The 12,649-nt window shown below is 60.0% G+C and carries 10 protein-coding genes; all 10 read right to left on the bottom strand.

What is annotated here, in order from left to right; genetic code table 11:
• Nucleotides 1-120: 120 nt before the first annotated feature.
• Nucleotides 121-450 carry a NifB/NifX family molybdenum-iron cluster-binding protein gene (locus L4X63_RS16165; RefSeq protein ID WP_250679682.1) on the bottom strand — a complete coding sequence of 110 codons (330 nt, stop codon included), beginning with the start codon at nucleotides 448-450 and terminating at the stop codon, nucleotides 121-123.
• A 169-nt stretch (nucleotides 451-619) separates the two neighbouring features.
• Nucleotides 620-883, bottom strand: coding sequence for a ferredoxin III, nif-specific (gene fdxB, locus L4X63_RS16160; RefSeq protein WP_250679681.1), 264 nt, complete (start codon nucleotides 881-883; stop codon nucleotides 620-622).
• A gap of 105 nt (nucleotides 884-988) precedes the next feature.
• Nucleotides 989-1,378 carry a nitrogen fixation protein NifX gene (nifX, locus tag L4X63_RS16155; RefSeq protein ID WP_250679680.1) on the bottom strand — a complete coding sequence of 130 codons (390 nt, stop codon included), beginning with the start codon at nucleotides 1,376-1,378 and terminating at the stop codon, nucleotides 989-991.
• A 147-nt stretch (nucleotides 1,379-1,525) separates the two neighbouring features.
• Nucleotides 1,526-4,282, bottom strand: coding sequence for a bifunctional nitrogenase iron-molybdenum cofactor biosynthesis protein NifEN (locus L4X63_RS16150; protein WP_250679679.1), 2,757 nt, complete (start codon nucleotides 4,280-4,282; stop codon nucleotides 1,526-1,528).
• Nucleotides 4,283-4,428: 146 nt separating this feature from the next.
• Nucleotides 4,429-5,898, bottom strand: a complete 1,470-nt coding sequence (gene nifK, locus L4X63_RS16145) for a nitrogenase molybdenum-iron protein subunit beta (RefSeq protein ID WP_250679678.1) — start codon at nucleotides 5,896-5,898, stop codon at nucleotides 4,429-4,431.
• Between the two features lie 57 nt (nucleotides 5,899-5,955).
• The gene (gene nifD, locus L4X63_RS16140) at nucleotides 5,956-7,401 is read right to left on the bottom strand and encodes a nitrogenase molybdenum-iron protein alpha chain (protein ID WP_250679677.1); all 1,446 of its coding nucleotides are present in this window, start codon (nucleotides 7,399-7,401) and stop codon (nucleotides 5,956-5,958) included.
• A 246-nt stretch (nucleotides 7,402-7,647) separates the two neighbouring features.
• Nucleotides 7,648-8,517, bottom strand: a complete 870-nt coding sequence (nifH, locus tag L4X63_RS16135) for a nitrogenase iron protein (protein WP_250679676.1) — start codon at nucleotides 8,515-8,517, stop codon at nucleotides 7,648-7,650.
• Nucleotides 8,518-9,178: 661 nt separating this feature from the next.
• Complete coding sequence (gene nifV, locus L4X63_RS16130) at nucleotides 9,179-10,324, bottom strand: homocitrate synthase (protein WP_250679675.1); 1,146 nt, start codon at nucleotides 10,322-10,324, stop codon at nucleotides 9,179-9,181.
• Between the two features lie 348 nt (nucleotides 10,325-10,672).
• Nucleotides 10,673-11,155 carry a tetratricopeptide repeat protein gene (locus L4X63_RS16125; RefSeq protein ID WP_250679674.1) on the bottom strand — a complete coding sequence of 161 codons (483 nt, stop codon included), beginning with the start codon at nucleotides 11,153-11,155 and terminating at the stop codon, nucleotides 10,673-10,675.
• Nucleotides 11,152-12,465, bottom strand: coding sequence for a HAMP domain-containing protein (locus L4X63_RS16120; protein ID WP_250679673.1), 1,314 nt, complete (start codon nucleotides 12,463-12,465; stop codon nucleotides 11,152-11,154). Before L4X63_RS16120 ends, L4X63_RS16125 begins: the two co-directional genes overlap by 4 nt.
• Nucleotides 12,466-12,649: the final 184 nt, after the last annotated feature.

Genomic DNA, 12,649 nt, shown 5'->3' with positions numbered 1-12,649 from the left:
GGCACAAAGTTCCCGTTGGCGTCAGGTTCCCCCCTTTGCGAAGGGGGGACAGGGGGGATTTCAGCAATACCTGCAGCTGCAGAGAACATGCAGCCAAGGCATCTCCCCCGCCCCTTCGCGTCAAAGCACCTTGGCCAAATCCACCAGCACCTTTCTGATCTCCCCTTCCACCACGAACGGCTCAACCCCAAGCTTATCCAGTTCGATCTTGGGAGCCTCCCCCATCATGGAGCAGACCACCGCACGCACCCCTTCGAGCGCATGCGCAGTGGCCGCAAGGGTGTGCGTGCGGAGGGGATGGTCGGGGTCGAAGCTGCAGTAGCGTTCGACCTTCCGCTCGTCCACCAGTTTCACACTATCCCCATCCACCTCGTAGATAAGGAAGCGCTCGGCATGGCCGAAGTGCTGATTGATTTCCACGCCGTCTTTCGATGCCACCGCGATCAGCATAAGTACCTCCACAGACCTCCACTCAAAGGTCGGAGCTCGGTTCCCCCCTTTGCGAAGGGGGGACAGGGGGGATTTTAGCGATGCCTGGAGCTGCAGCGAGTTCCTACAGGTCGGCTCCCCCCACCCCCTCGCCCCCTCCCTCCAGGGGAGGGGGGAAGGAAGGTAAAGATTAGGCGACTACCGGCTCAAAGGTGAAGCACTTCTTCGAGCAGGTGCGGCCGCAGGCGCCGCAGCCGATGCAGTTGCCGGCGTTCTCGACCTTCATGAACATCTTGGCCGAATCGTCCTCGTCCACCTCTTCGAAGGCCAGCACGTCGTGCGCGCAGACCTTGAAGCAGCGGCCGCAACCGATGCAGGTTTCATCGTCGATGGACACGATGAACTGCGGGGTCCACTCTTTCTTGTCTCTGGTCAGTCCGGTGATGTAAGCCATGGTCGTTCTCCTTTTGTCGTAGAGTGTTAACCCCATCCTCACCCCGCCTCTCACCTTGAAGGGGAGGGAGAGATGGTAGGGGCAAAATTACTGAAATGATGGCAATCAATCTTCGTCGAGGAAGGAGGACGCCTGATCCTTGTTCATCGCCTTCCTAAGCCAGGGAGGAGGGTTCCCTCTGAGCACTTCCTGCATCCGCTCGACGGACTCTTTCAGGCTCACCTCGGTGTTGGTCTTCATGGGGTGGATCCGCTTGGCCACCAGTTTGGCAGCCGCCGGGCCCCCGATCTGCATGGTGTAGACCACGGCGCAGCCGGAAAGAAGCGTGGCACGGGCGGCGATACGATCCTCCTCGTCCCCTCCGTGCTCGCCGACGCTTACGGTCTCCACAAAGTGAGCATCTTCCGGCCCCACCTCCCAGATGTAGAAGTTTTCTGCCTGCCCAAAGTGCAGGTCGATGAGCTCGCCGGTCTTACTGGTAAATGCAATCTTCACGATGAACCTCCTAAGACTTTGTTTCCCCCTCCCCGTGAGGGAGGGGGTCAGGGGGTGGGGGAAGCTCGCCCAGGCAAATTTCGTCCGCGCCTCAGACTGTGCTGAAATCCCCCCTGTCCCCCCTTCGCAAAGGGGGGAACGTCGTTTTTAGTTATGCGCCAGTTTCTGCGCCTCTTTGGCGTTGGCCTGGAAGATGTTGGCCACCTCGAAGACCAGGTTGAGCGTCCCCTGGTACCCTACCCACATCTTGTGATGGGAGCCCAGGCGGTCGAAGACCGGCATCCCCGTCCTCAGGTGGGCGTTGATCCCGAGCTTCTTGGCCGCCTGGCGCCCGTTGGAGTTGGCGACCAGCAGATCGGCCCCCGCCGCGGTCTTTTCCAGGTCCTCAAGGTCCCCGACGAAGAGGTTCTCAACCGGCAGAGCATCGAGCCCCCTGGTCCTGGTGGCCGAGATGGCGACCTGAACCTCGCACCCCATGACGAGCAGGAAACGGGTCATCCCCTTCAGATGGTCGGCTTCCAGTGCGATGGCCACCTTCTTCTGTCCGAACTGGTAGTGGCTGTCCACCATCGCGTCCATCAGCCTGCTTCTCCACCGCTGGAATTTGAGCGGAATCGGCCGCTCGGAGATGGCCGACAGGGTCGTCATCAGCAGGTCGGTTTCCTCAAGCCCGGTGATCGATGTGAAGCCGTAGCAGGCAATGCCAAACTTGCTCTTGAGAATCTTGGCGGCATCGGAGAGGGAATCGCCGAAGTAAAGAGTCGCCTCACTTCTTCCTGCCCAGCGGATCCTGTCCACCGTAACCCCGCCAACCGACAGCGCAGAAACCGTGGCATCGATGTGCCCGTCCAGTGCGTTGGAGATGTCGGGAATCACGATGGGAACCAGCCCGAACGCCTCGCATATGGAGGTGATCTCCTCCACCTCGGCGGGGGTCAGTTGGCACCCCGGCAGGATGTTTACCTGTCCCTTCACCGCCGATCCCCCCTCGGGAATGGTGGCGACGATGGCTTCCACCGCGGCCGCGTACCCTTCCTGCATGGAGCCGCAGTAGTCCGGCGTGGAGGCATGGATGACCGGGATGGCGTCGTGCTCGGGATGCGCATGGCGGAACTTCACGATGGCGCTTCTCACATCGTCGCCCATGGTCTCGGTCAGCCCGGAGGTCATCACCCCGACCACCGCCGGCTTGAACTTTTCCATCACCCGGTTAAGCCCGAGTTTCAGGTTTTCCCACCCGCCGAAAATGGCCGCCTCCTCGCTCATGCTGGTCGAGTTGAGGGCGATCGATTCCTTGAAGTGACGCGAGAGCTGCAGCCGGATAAAGGTCGAACATCCCTGGGCACCGTGCAAAAGGCCGAGCATCTTGTCTATTCCCAGGAAGGCGAGCGTCGCGCCCAGCGCGGGGGAGTTCTTCTGCGGGTTCACGGTGGCATTCTTGGAAGGCACCTTGACGCGGGAGAGCTTCATCTCCTCCGCTTCCAGCCGCGCCCCGTGCCCGGCCGCATAGGCGAGCCTTTCCTCGGTCCCGGCGTGATCCAGCTCCCAGGGAGCCTTGGCGTTCAGCACCGGCCAGATGGGGTTATTCACCGTCAGGTCGAGCTGTTTTGCGAAGGTGACCATGCCGTCGTAACCGGCATAGGGATGGGAGCGCCCATGGTTAATGTCGAGGAACGGGGTCTTGGTCTTCAGCGCGAGGAACTTGGTCTTGCCCCCGGCGACGATCAGGTCGGGGAGCTTCTCGTACATGACCGAGAGGAGTCCCGCAGTACTCGTGTCCGCGATGATAGTGGCGTCCTTATGCATCAGCGCCTTCATCCGGTAGAAATCCTCGAGGGTCGAATTCTGCGTCCCCGCCGCCAGGATCTCGACCCCCAGCTCGGAGAGTGCGTTGACCATCGACCAGGTCTTGACGCCGCCGGTAAAGAGCACGGCTCTCTTGCCTTCCAGCCGGGCGCGGTAGGGGGCGATGAGGTCGCGGCAGGAGGACTCGCACTCGGAGATCAGCTTCTCGACCCGGTCCTGCATGATCCTCTTCTCGAGGCCATTCACCCGGTCGTCCAGCTCGCGGGCGATATCGCGCAGTGCCTTGGCCACATCGGTCAGTCCATAGAAGGATTCCTCCAGGTACGGGATCCCCCAGTTCTTCTGCATCTTCTTGGCGAGGTTGGTGAGGCTTTTGGAGCAGACGATGATGTTCAGCTTGGCGCGGTGGGCGTAGCGGAGTTCCTCGAACTTGGAGTCGCCGCTGATGCAGGAGAGGACGCGGATACCGAGTTTTTCAAAGAGCGGGAGCATTCCCCAGAGGTCGCCTGCGATGTTGTACTCACCGATAAGGTTGATGTCGTAGTCGGTGGTGTACTCGGGCTCGGCGGTGCCGATCACGTACTTGAAGAGCGCTTCACCGGCCAGCCGGTTGCCGATGTTCTTGTCCCCTATGAAGCCGGGGGTGTTGATCGGGATGACCGGCATGGGGACCTTTTCGGCGGCCGCCTTGCAGACCGCTTCGATATCGTCCCCAGTCATGGAGGTCACGCAGGTGGCGTAGACGAAGATCGCTTTGGCTTCCGGGTAGCGTGTGGCCAGCTCCTGGATGGCCTTGTAGAGTTTCTTCTCGCCGCCGAAGACCACGTCGTTTTGCAGCATCTCGGTGGTGAAGCCGCGGCGGTAAAGCTGGGATTCGCTGGAGCGGGCCCCCCGGTTGTCCCAGGAGTTGCCCGCACAGGCGATGGGCCCATGGACCAGGTGAATGACGTCGGTGATGGGCATCAGGACCACGCGGGCGCCGTCGTAAGCGCAGCTTCGCTCGGTCCCCTCCCCCGGTTCGGATTTCTTGCAGAACTTGGGGGCTCCCACGTCGTGGGTTTCACAGTCGGTTGCGTCGTACCAATCCGGTTTAGCCATGAGCTCCTCTCCTTTGAGGTAATCTCCCCACCCAGGCCGGGCGAGGACAGTCACTCCCCCTCCCCTTGAGGGAGGGGGCTGGGGGGTGGGGGAATTCAGCCCCGCAACTCCCCCCCAGCCCCCCTTTAACAAGGGGGGAGTTCTTCTTACCTCATCATCTCGAAATGCCGGTCGTCGCAGGAGTCATCCACCACGTCGATGAACTTGTTGCAGATGGTGGAGACCATGTTGATCGCCCCCTGGTAGCCGACCAGCGGCACCCGGTGCAGGTTGACGCGGTCGAAGATCGGGAAGCCGAAGCGGAAGAGCGGGATCTTGGCGTCGTGGGCGAGGAACTTGCCGTGGGTATCGCCGATGACGGCATCGACCGGATCGGTCATCACCAGGCTGCGGAGATGCCAGAGGTCCTTGTTGATGTAGACCTTGGACTCCTTCCCGAAGGGGGAGGCCTCCAGCAGGGCGTTGAGCTCTTTCTCCAGCTTCTTGGTCCCCTTGGAGCAGAGGATGTGGACCGGCTTGGCCCCCATCTCCAGCAGGAAGGAGACGTACCCCAGAAGGTAGTCGGGGTCGCCATAGACGGCAAACTTCTTGCCGTGGATGTACTGGTGGGCGTCGGTAATGAGGTCGACCGCGTGTCCGCGCTCGGCCTTCAGGGATTCCGGAACCGGCTTGTCGAAGAGCTCGGAAAGCTTCATCAAGAGAGCATCGGTCTTGGCGATGCCGAAGGGCAACGGCATCGATACGTGCTTCCCGGAGTAGTGGTCCTTGATCCAGGCAAAGGTCTTGGTGGAGGAGTAGGTGCCAAGCGCCAGGGTCACCTTGCCGTTGATGGAATCGGCGGCGTCATCCAGCTTGGTGCCGCCCGGGTAGGGGCGATAAGTGCCGTCGTTGGGGGAGTCGAAGACGTCCGAGATGTCCCCCAGGATGGTGTACGGAATCCCGAAGGCTTCCAGGATCCGCTTATACTCGCGGTAGTTGCCGGTGTTGGCGTCGAAACCGGGAAGCAGGTTCACCTTCCCGGTGCAACGCCCTTCCACCTGCTTCCCTTCGGTCAGGGTCTGCAGGATGGAGAGGAGCATGGCGTCGTAACCGTGCACGTGGGAGCCGTTGAAGCTCGGGGTGTTGGCGTAAGGAACCGGGAAGTCCTTGGGGATGCACCCTTTCTGGCGGGCGTTCTTAATGAAGGCCGTCAGGTCGTCGCCGATGATCTCCGGCATGCAGGAGGTGAAGACCGAAATCATCTTGGGCTTGTACAGGGTGAAGGCGTTCTCGAGCCCCTCGTGCAGGTTGTTCTGCCCTCCGAATACGGCACCGTCCTCGGTCATGGCGTCGGAGACTGCCGGCGCCGGCTCGCGGAAGTGGCGGTTAAGGGTGGAGCGGTAGTAGGATGCGCACCCCTGCGAACCGTGTACGAAGGGAAGGCTCCCTTCGAAGCCGTGGGCGGCCAGTTCGGCCCCCAGCGGCTGACAGGCGTGGGCGGGGTTGATGGTCAGCGCGGTGCGCGCGAAGTTCTTCTCTTTGTAATCCTCGCTATTGATCCATTCGGCTACCCGTTTGACCTCCTCTTCCGGGATCTCGGTAACCGGCTTGACTGCTAATCCAAGATTGTTTGCCATGGTATATCTCCTTCGGTGGGAGACTCATCCGTCACACCACCAGGTTGTTTAAACAAACTAGAACGGGGCCTTGACCAGGTTCCAGGTCGGGCTGTTGACCGCCATGTCGATGTCGCGGGCGAAGATCGGGAAACCTTTGTAGCCGTGGTAGGGGCCGGAGTAGTCCCAGGAGTGCATCTGGCGGAACGGGATCCCCATCTTCTGGAACAGGTACTTCTCCTTGATCCCGGAGCCGATGAGATCCGGCTTCAGCACGTGGGCGAACTGTTCCATCTCGAACTCGGAGGCGTCGTCGTACACCACGGTGGCGTCGGGCATCTCCGAGGCGGTGCGGTCGTAGTCGTCGTTATGGGCGAACTCGTAGCCGGAGCCGACGCAGACCATGCCGAGATCCTCGTAGGCGTTGATGGTGTGGCGGGGACGGAGGCCGCCGACGTACAGCATGACCTTCTTACCTTCCAGACGCGGCTTCACTTCGTCGATGATCGCCTGGCAGACCGGGTCGTACTTGGCGATGACCGCCTCGACCTTCTCTTTGATCGAGTCGTCAAACAGTTCGGCGAGCTTCCTCAAGCTTTCCTTGATCTTGGTCGGGCCGAAGAAGTTCAGTTCGATCCAGGGGATGCCGTACTTCTCTTCCATCACCTTGCACATGTAGTTCATGGAGCGGTAGCAGTGGATGACGTTCAGCTTGACCTGGTGGGTGGCGGCGATCTTCTCCATCTCGCCGTCGCCGGTCCAGACCGCTTTCACGTTGAACCCGCACTCCTCGAGGAGCGGTTTGGTGGACCAGGCGTCGCCACCGATGTTGTACTCGCCGATCAGGGCGATGTCGTAGGGGCCGATCGGCTCGGGGAACTCGCGGGTCTCGATGATATAGTCGCGGATGGTGTCGTTGGAGATGTGGTGGCCAAGCGACTGGGAAACCCCGCGGAAACCCTCGCAGTTGCAGGGGATGATCGGGAGGTCGAGCTCCTTCGAGGCCGCCTTGGCGGTGGCGTTGATGTCGTCGCCGATCAGGCCGACCGGGCACTCGGAAAGAACCGAGATACCTTTGGCAAGCGGGAAGAGATCCTTGGCTTCCTTAAGGAGGGTGGCGAGCTTCTTGTCGCCGCCGTAGACGACGTCCTTCTCCTGGAAGTCCGAGGTGAACTGCATCGCGAACTGGTTGACGCCGTTGATGCCGGAGACCAGGTTGCGGCGGGTTCCCCAGGAGTACCACCCGCAGCCGACCGGGCCGTGGGAGACGTGAACCATGTCGCGGATCGGGCCCCAGACGACCCCCTTGGCGCCGGCGTAAGCGCAGCCGCGGGCGCTCATGACGCCGGGGACGGTTTTCTTGTTGGACTTCACGCAGGCCGAGCCGGAAGCCTGGTCGTTAGGCGCGAGGTGCGGCGCGCGTTTCTTCTTCCCCTTCTCGGGATAGGCCTCGAGAACCTTGTCGATCATCTCCTGAGTCGACTCTTTCGTGATGCCATCAACGGTCTTGATCTCGTGGGACATAAAAAGCTCCTTTGGCTTGGGGCCACGCGCTTGATGTCAAAGGAATGCCATGATACTCAAAGCGATTGCCCAGCTTTATTGATGTAGTGGTTTAACGGTCCCCTTTGACAAAGAGATCACCTCTCCCCCCTTGTTAAAGGGGGGTGGGGGGGATTTGCCTTCTCCTGCCAAACTCAAATCCCCCTAAGTCCCCCTTTAACAAGGGGGACTTTCTGGCGATCCCCCGTTAAGAAGGGGACTTTCCGATTACTGCGCGGCGGCCTCGGCCACACCAACCACCGACTCGTCATCGGCTTCCATGATGCCGAACTCCATCAGCAGTTCTTCGAGCTCGTCCATGGTGAGCGGGTTGGGAACCACCAGCATCTTGTTCTCGGAGATCTTCTTGGCCAGGGTGCGGTACTCTTCGGCCTGCGCGTGCTCGGGGGAGTACTCGATGACGGTCATCCTGCGGAGCTCGGCCCTCTGGACCTGGTTGTCGCGGGGGACGAAGTGGATCATCTGGGTGCCGAGCTTGGCGGCCAGGGCCTCGATCAGGTCGGCCTCGCGGTCGGTGTTACGGGAGTTGCAGATCAGCCCGCCCAGGCGGACCTTGCCGGTGGTGGCGTACTTGAGGATACCTTTGGCGATGTTGTTGGCGGCGTACATGGCCATCATCTCGCCGGAGCAGACGATGTAGATCTCTTCCGCCTTGTTTTCGCGGATCGGCATGGCGAACCCGCCGCAGACGACGTCGCCGAGAACGTCGTAGAAGACGAAGTCGAGGTCGGGGGTGTAGGCGCCGTTTTCCTCCAGGAAGTTGATGGCGGTGATGACGCCGCGCCCTGCGCAGCCGACACCCGGCTCCGGACCGCCGGACTCGACGCACTTCACGTTGCCGTAGCCGACTTTGAGAACGTCGCCCAGTTCGAGGTCCTCGACGGTGCCCAGGTCGCGGACCAGATCCATGACGGTGGCCTGCGCCTTGGCGTGCAGGATAAGGCGGGTGGAGTCGGCTTTCGGGTCGCAGCCGACGATCATGACCTTCATGCCGAGCGATGCGAGGCCCGCTACCGTGTTCTGGGTGGTGGTGGATTTCCCGATGCCGCCTTTGCCGTAGATTGCGATCTGTCTCATGTTCCTTCTCCTTTTCTTGCCCCGCCGGCCTTTTGTTTCCGATTCGGGTAGGACCGTTCGGCAGCCATCCTTGGCCACTCCAACGAACCCGCCGCCTGACGTAGTCCCTTCCAAATCCGGAAAGGCTCAGGGCTGTTTTGATTTTCGAGGCCCCAACAAAAAAGGCGCTCCGTTATTGCTTACGGTGGGCGCCTTTGCCGATCTTTCGTATGGTTGAACACAGCGGTGTGTTCGATTCGGTTTTGTTTTACTTATAGCAGGTACCGTGCCAATACATAACTTACCGTTATTACGCCAATTACCGCTTCTGCCTCTGTTCTACTCAGTACCGATCGGGGCAGCTGCCTAAAGTTTAGTCATTCTGTGAGCACCGTCAGCCGGCTCTTCTGAAAGTTCCGTTTGCCGCCACCCGGGCCTGCTTCCCCAATTCACCCGGCTTCATTGCGTGAAGATCAAGGGCCGACTATCTATCGCATGGGCCGCCTTCCCCCCACCCCCTTTCCCCCTCCCTCCAGGGGAGGGGGAATGTTACCAAGATGTCGTCGATGCGCGGGGGGAATGTTCACAGAATGCCGGCCGGCGGTCCCCCCCTTTGCGAAGGGGGGGACAGGGGGGATTTTAGCGATGCCCGGAGTTATGCAGGAGGGCCCGGGGGAGGGATTTACGCTGCGGCCAGGGAAAGCGAGGCATGGAGCCTTCTTAGCTCCCCCGGGTCGAGCGGTCCCTTGATCTTCTGCGACGTGCTCCGCACCTTGGAAATCAGCAGCCGAGCCTCCTCGCGCGAGAGCGGGATCCCGATCTGGCGGTAGCTTTCCACGATGCCGTTGGTCCCCGAGTGCTTCCCTGCCACGATGTGCCGGGTGAGCCCCACCTCTTCCGGCGGGAACCCCTCGTAGTTAGTGGGATTCTTCAAGACCCCATCGGTGTGGAGCCCGGACTCGTGGGAAAAGACCCGCTCGCCCACCACCGCCTTCCAGGCCGGCACCTCGCGGTTGGAAGCCTGCCCGACCAGCTTGGAGACCGAAGAGAGCCTCCGGGTGTCGATCCCGACATCGATGCCGCAGGCCACCTTCAGCGCCATCACCACCTCTTCAAGCGCCGCGTTCCCGGCCCGCTCACCCAGTCCGTTCACGGTAGTGCTGATGTAGGACGCCCCTCCCCTCACCCCGGCCAGCGCGTTGGCGGTGGCGAGCCCGAGATCGTTATGGGTGTGGACCTCGAGATCGATTCCCGGCACTGCGGTCGTGAGGGCATGCACCATTTCGAACATGGTGAACGGATCGAGGATCCCGAGGGTGTCGCAGAAACGGAAGCGGTTGGCCCCGTTGTCGCGGGCGATGGTCATCAGTTCGGCAAGAAAGCCAAGGTCCGCGCGGCTGGCATCTTCGCCGCCGATGCAGACGTAGAGATCATGGTCCTTGGCAAAAGAGAGCGACTGTTTGAGCTGGGCCTTCACCCATTCCCGGCTCTTGTTGATCTTGTTCTCGATCATGATGTCCGAGACGCTCAAAGAGAGATCCACCGCCTTGATACCGCAGGAGATGCTCGCCTCGATGTCGGGGATGAGTGCGCGGTTCCAGGTGATGAGCCTGGCGTTAAGGCCGAGCTCGACCAGGGCACGGATCGCGCTCCTCTCATCTTTCCCCATGGCGGGAATGCCGCATTCGAGCTCGTGCACGCCCATCGCGTCCAGGTGCCGCGCAATGCAGAGCTTTTCTTTTGCGCTGAACACAACGCCGGCGGTCTGTTCGCCGTCACGCAGGGTGGTGTCGCCAATGAATACCGGGCGTTTCGTGAAATTCTTCATGTCAGCCTCCCTTCGTCGACCAAGGGACTGGCTCCGCAGGTGCCTGTCCCCTCTGCTGAATCTGGGGGCAAGTCGCCGTTGACTCGCATCCATCGACCGCCACGCCGGCGGTCCAAGGTGGAATTTAGCAGAAGGTGTGCCAGCCGCGGACACAGGAAGGATAACCAGCGGTAATCGTAGGATATATTGGAAAGGGACGTGAGAGGTACGACGGGGAATGGAAGGTATACGGCAACTATCCGGCAGCGCGGTGCCGGTTAGCTCTTCAGTGGAGCTTAAAATTTTGGCAAGAGAGGAAGGCGAAAGGATTGAGCCTGAAGGCCCTTTCGACAGTACCACGGAGCGCGGTCACTCGGTTTTATGCTCCGTCTGAAGATCGAGATTCTTCAACCGGTTGATGCTCCGATGGAGTTCCTTGTTCTCTTTGGACAGGGAAATGTTGTGAGACTTCAGATTCTGGTTTTGCCTGACCAGATCGCCGACACTCTTCAGATAATCAAGTAGCGGTCTCGCCTGCTGCGTCCATTTGCTGTCAGGATACTCACGGCGTAACCGCTCGAGGTAACGTATGGAGGTGACCCGACTCTTTTCGCCGTGCCCAAGGCTCAGTACGCTCAAACGGAACAGCGCTTCATCCGTCACACCTTTACTTCCCGGTTCAGCGACGACTTTCTCCAAAAGGACAACCGCAGCATCCTGCCTACCCTTTGCCAGTTCCTGGAGGGCAGCCGGCATCTCCTTGCCGGCCCCCTTGTCATGGGAACCATGAGGCAAGGTCGCGCAACCGGTAAGGCAGAAGGCCGCAACGATGATGAAGATAATTCCTCTCATAGGCTCACTCTGCGGCGGTTGAACATGTAATTGCTGCCGTCGAAGACTTTGACGTGATCTTTTATTTCCGCCGCTGCCTTGGCAATGTCCGTTGCCGAACTGTACTCGCCGCAGTTGCACTCAACGATTGCAATGGACAAGGTCATGATAGGGAAGACTCTTTGCACACCGTAGCGGTCGAGACCTTCAATGGCACCGCGGGCGAGATCGTCTGCGGAATAGTACTTGGCGATTTCGGCCTCAAAATCGGCGATGATTCTCTTGCAGAGCTCGTCCGCCGGTTCACAGTCGGCCACGATCACGAAGTCATCGCCACCCACGTGCCCGACAAAGGCGTCCTCATCGGCAATCATCCTCACTGCCTGTTCGATGACCTCGCCGGACATCTTGATCACCGCGCTAGCCTGGATACAGCCGTAACGGTCGTTGAACGCCTTGAAATTGTCAAGATCGGCATAGTAGACGGCAAAGGGGGCGCCTTCCGCCAAACGCCTGCACAAGGCACGCTCGATGGCGATGTTGCCCGGCAGCCGGGTAAGCGGGCTCGCGTCGAGGCTTATCTGTTCCAAAACTTTCAGCCGGGCAGCCATCCCGGTGAAATCCCTGGCCAGTTCGCCGATCTCGTCACCGGGCGGGATTTTCGGATCGTAATCGAAGTCCCCGTCGGCGATCCGGTGAGTGGCCTTTTTCAGTTTCCCGATGGCCGACGAAATGTTCAAAACCGAATAGGCTGCCACGGCAATGGCCAGGATAAAGCCGCTGAGGGCCAGGACAACGGCCCATCGGACGGTGGAGGTTTCTTCACGATCTGCAGATTGGACTTTGACACCCAGGATGGCCTGCTCACGGCCGTAGAGACGATCAAGGAAGGTAACGATTCTCTTGGAGGCATTCTGCACGGGACCGATATCCGCTGTTTTGCCCGCAAGAACCGGCGCCGATTTGCTCGCGAAATCCGCATACATCATGTCGAGGACGGCCTTGTCCTCAGGGTGCGACTTCTGGATTCTCTTCAGTACATCATTGAACTCCACCTGGCGGCGCTGAAATAGCGTGAGGAATTCGGATTCCTTCAAAATGGAGTATTTACCGGCTGAGCGCTCCTGGGCAATGATCGAGGCCCGCAGTTTGTTGACGGAATCTATGAAGACGAGATTGTTGTGGGCTATTTCGCGCGCGGTCCGGTTCAGGGAGAACAGACCGAGAATGGCAAAGATCAAGGCCGCCGTCGTAAATACAACCATGGCTGAGTAGCTGGCCACAAGCTTCTGAACCAGGGTAAACCGACCTCGATGTGCCTTGTCCGCCATGAGAGTCCCGTACTTTACTTACCGCATACCTAATTAGAGCACTATAGAGATATCTGTAATTTTTGTCAAAGGCGAACCGGCTGAGGGGCCCTTTATTTCAGACACGATCACCATCTGAAGCAGTGGCCATTGCAGAGAGAGTGTGACAGATACCACAAATGTGGATTTGGCATTGCGCTCCCCG

This window comes from Geomonas sp. Red32, from assembly GCF_023652955.1.
GTDB lineage: Bacteria > Desulfobacterota > Desulfuromonadia > Geobacterales > Geobacteraceae > Geomonas.
This window is presented reverse-complemented; position numbering and strand designations above follow the sequence as displayed.

Bases quoted from the DNA above. Each gene is read 5' to 3' on its own strand.
- nifH (WP_250679676.1), bottom strand. From the start codon at position 8,517: ATGAGACAGATCGCAATCTACGGCAAAGGCGGCATCGGGAAATCCACC.
- fdxB (WP_250679681.1), bottom strand. From the start codon at position 883: ATGGCTTACATCACCGGACTGACCAGAGACAAGAAAGAGTGGACCCCG.
- nifD (WP_250679677.1), bottom strand. From the start codon at position 7,401: ATGTCCCACGAGATCAAGACCGTTGATGGCATCACGAAAGAGTCGACT.
- L4X63_RS16120 (WP_250679673.1), bottom strand. From the start codon at position 12,465: ATGGCGGACAAGGCACATCGAGGTCGGTTTACCCTGGTTCAGAAGCTT.
- nifK (WP_250679678.1), bottom strand. From the start codon at position 5,898: ATGGCAAACAATCTTGGATTAGCAGTCAAGCCGGTTACCGAGATCCCG.
- L4X63_RS16125 (WP_250679674.1), bottom strand. From the start codon at position 11,155: ATGAGAGGAATTATCTTCATCATCGTTGCGGCCTTCTGCCTTACCGGT.
- L4X63_RS16150 (WP_250679679.1), bottom strand. From the start codon at position 4,282: ATGGCTAAACCGGATTGGTACGACGCAACCGACTGTGAAACCCACGAC.
- nifV (WP_250679675.1), bottom strand. From the start codon at position 10,324: ATGAAGAATTTCACGAAACGCCCGGTATTCATTGGCGACACCACCCTG.
- L4X63_RS16165 (WP_250679682.1), bottom strand. From the start codon at position 450: ATGCTGATCGCGGTGGCATCGAAAGACGGCGTGGAAATCAATCAGCAC.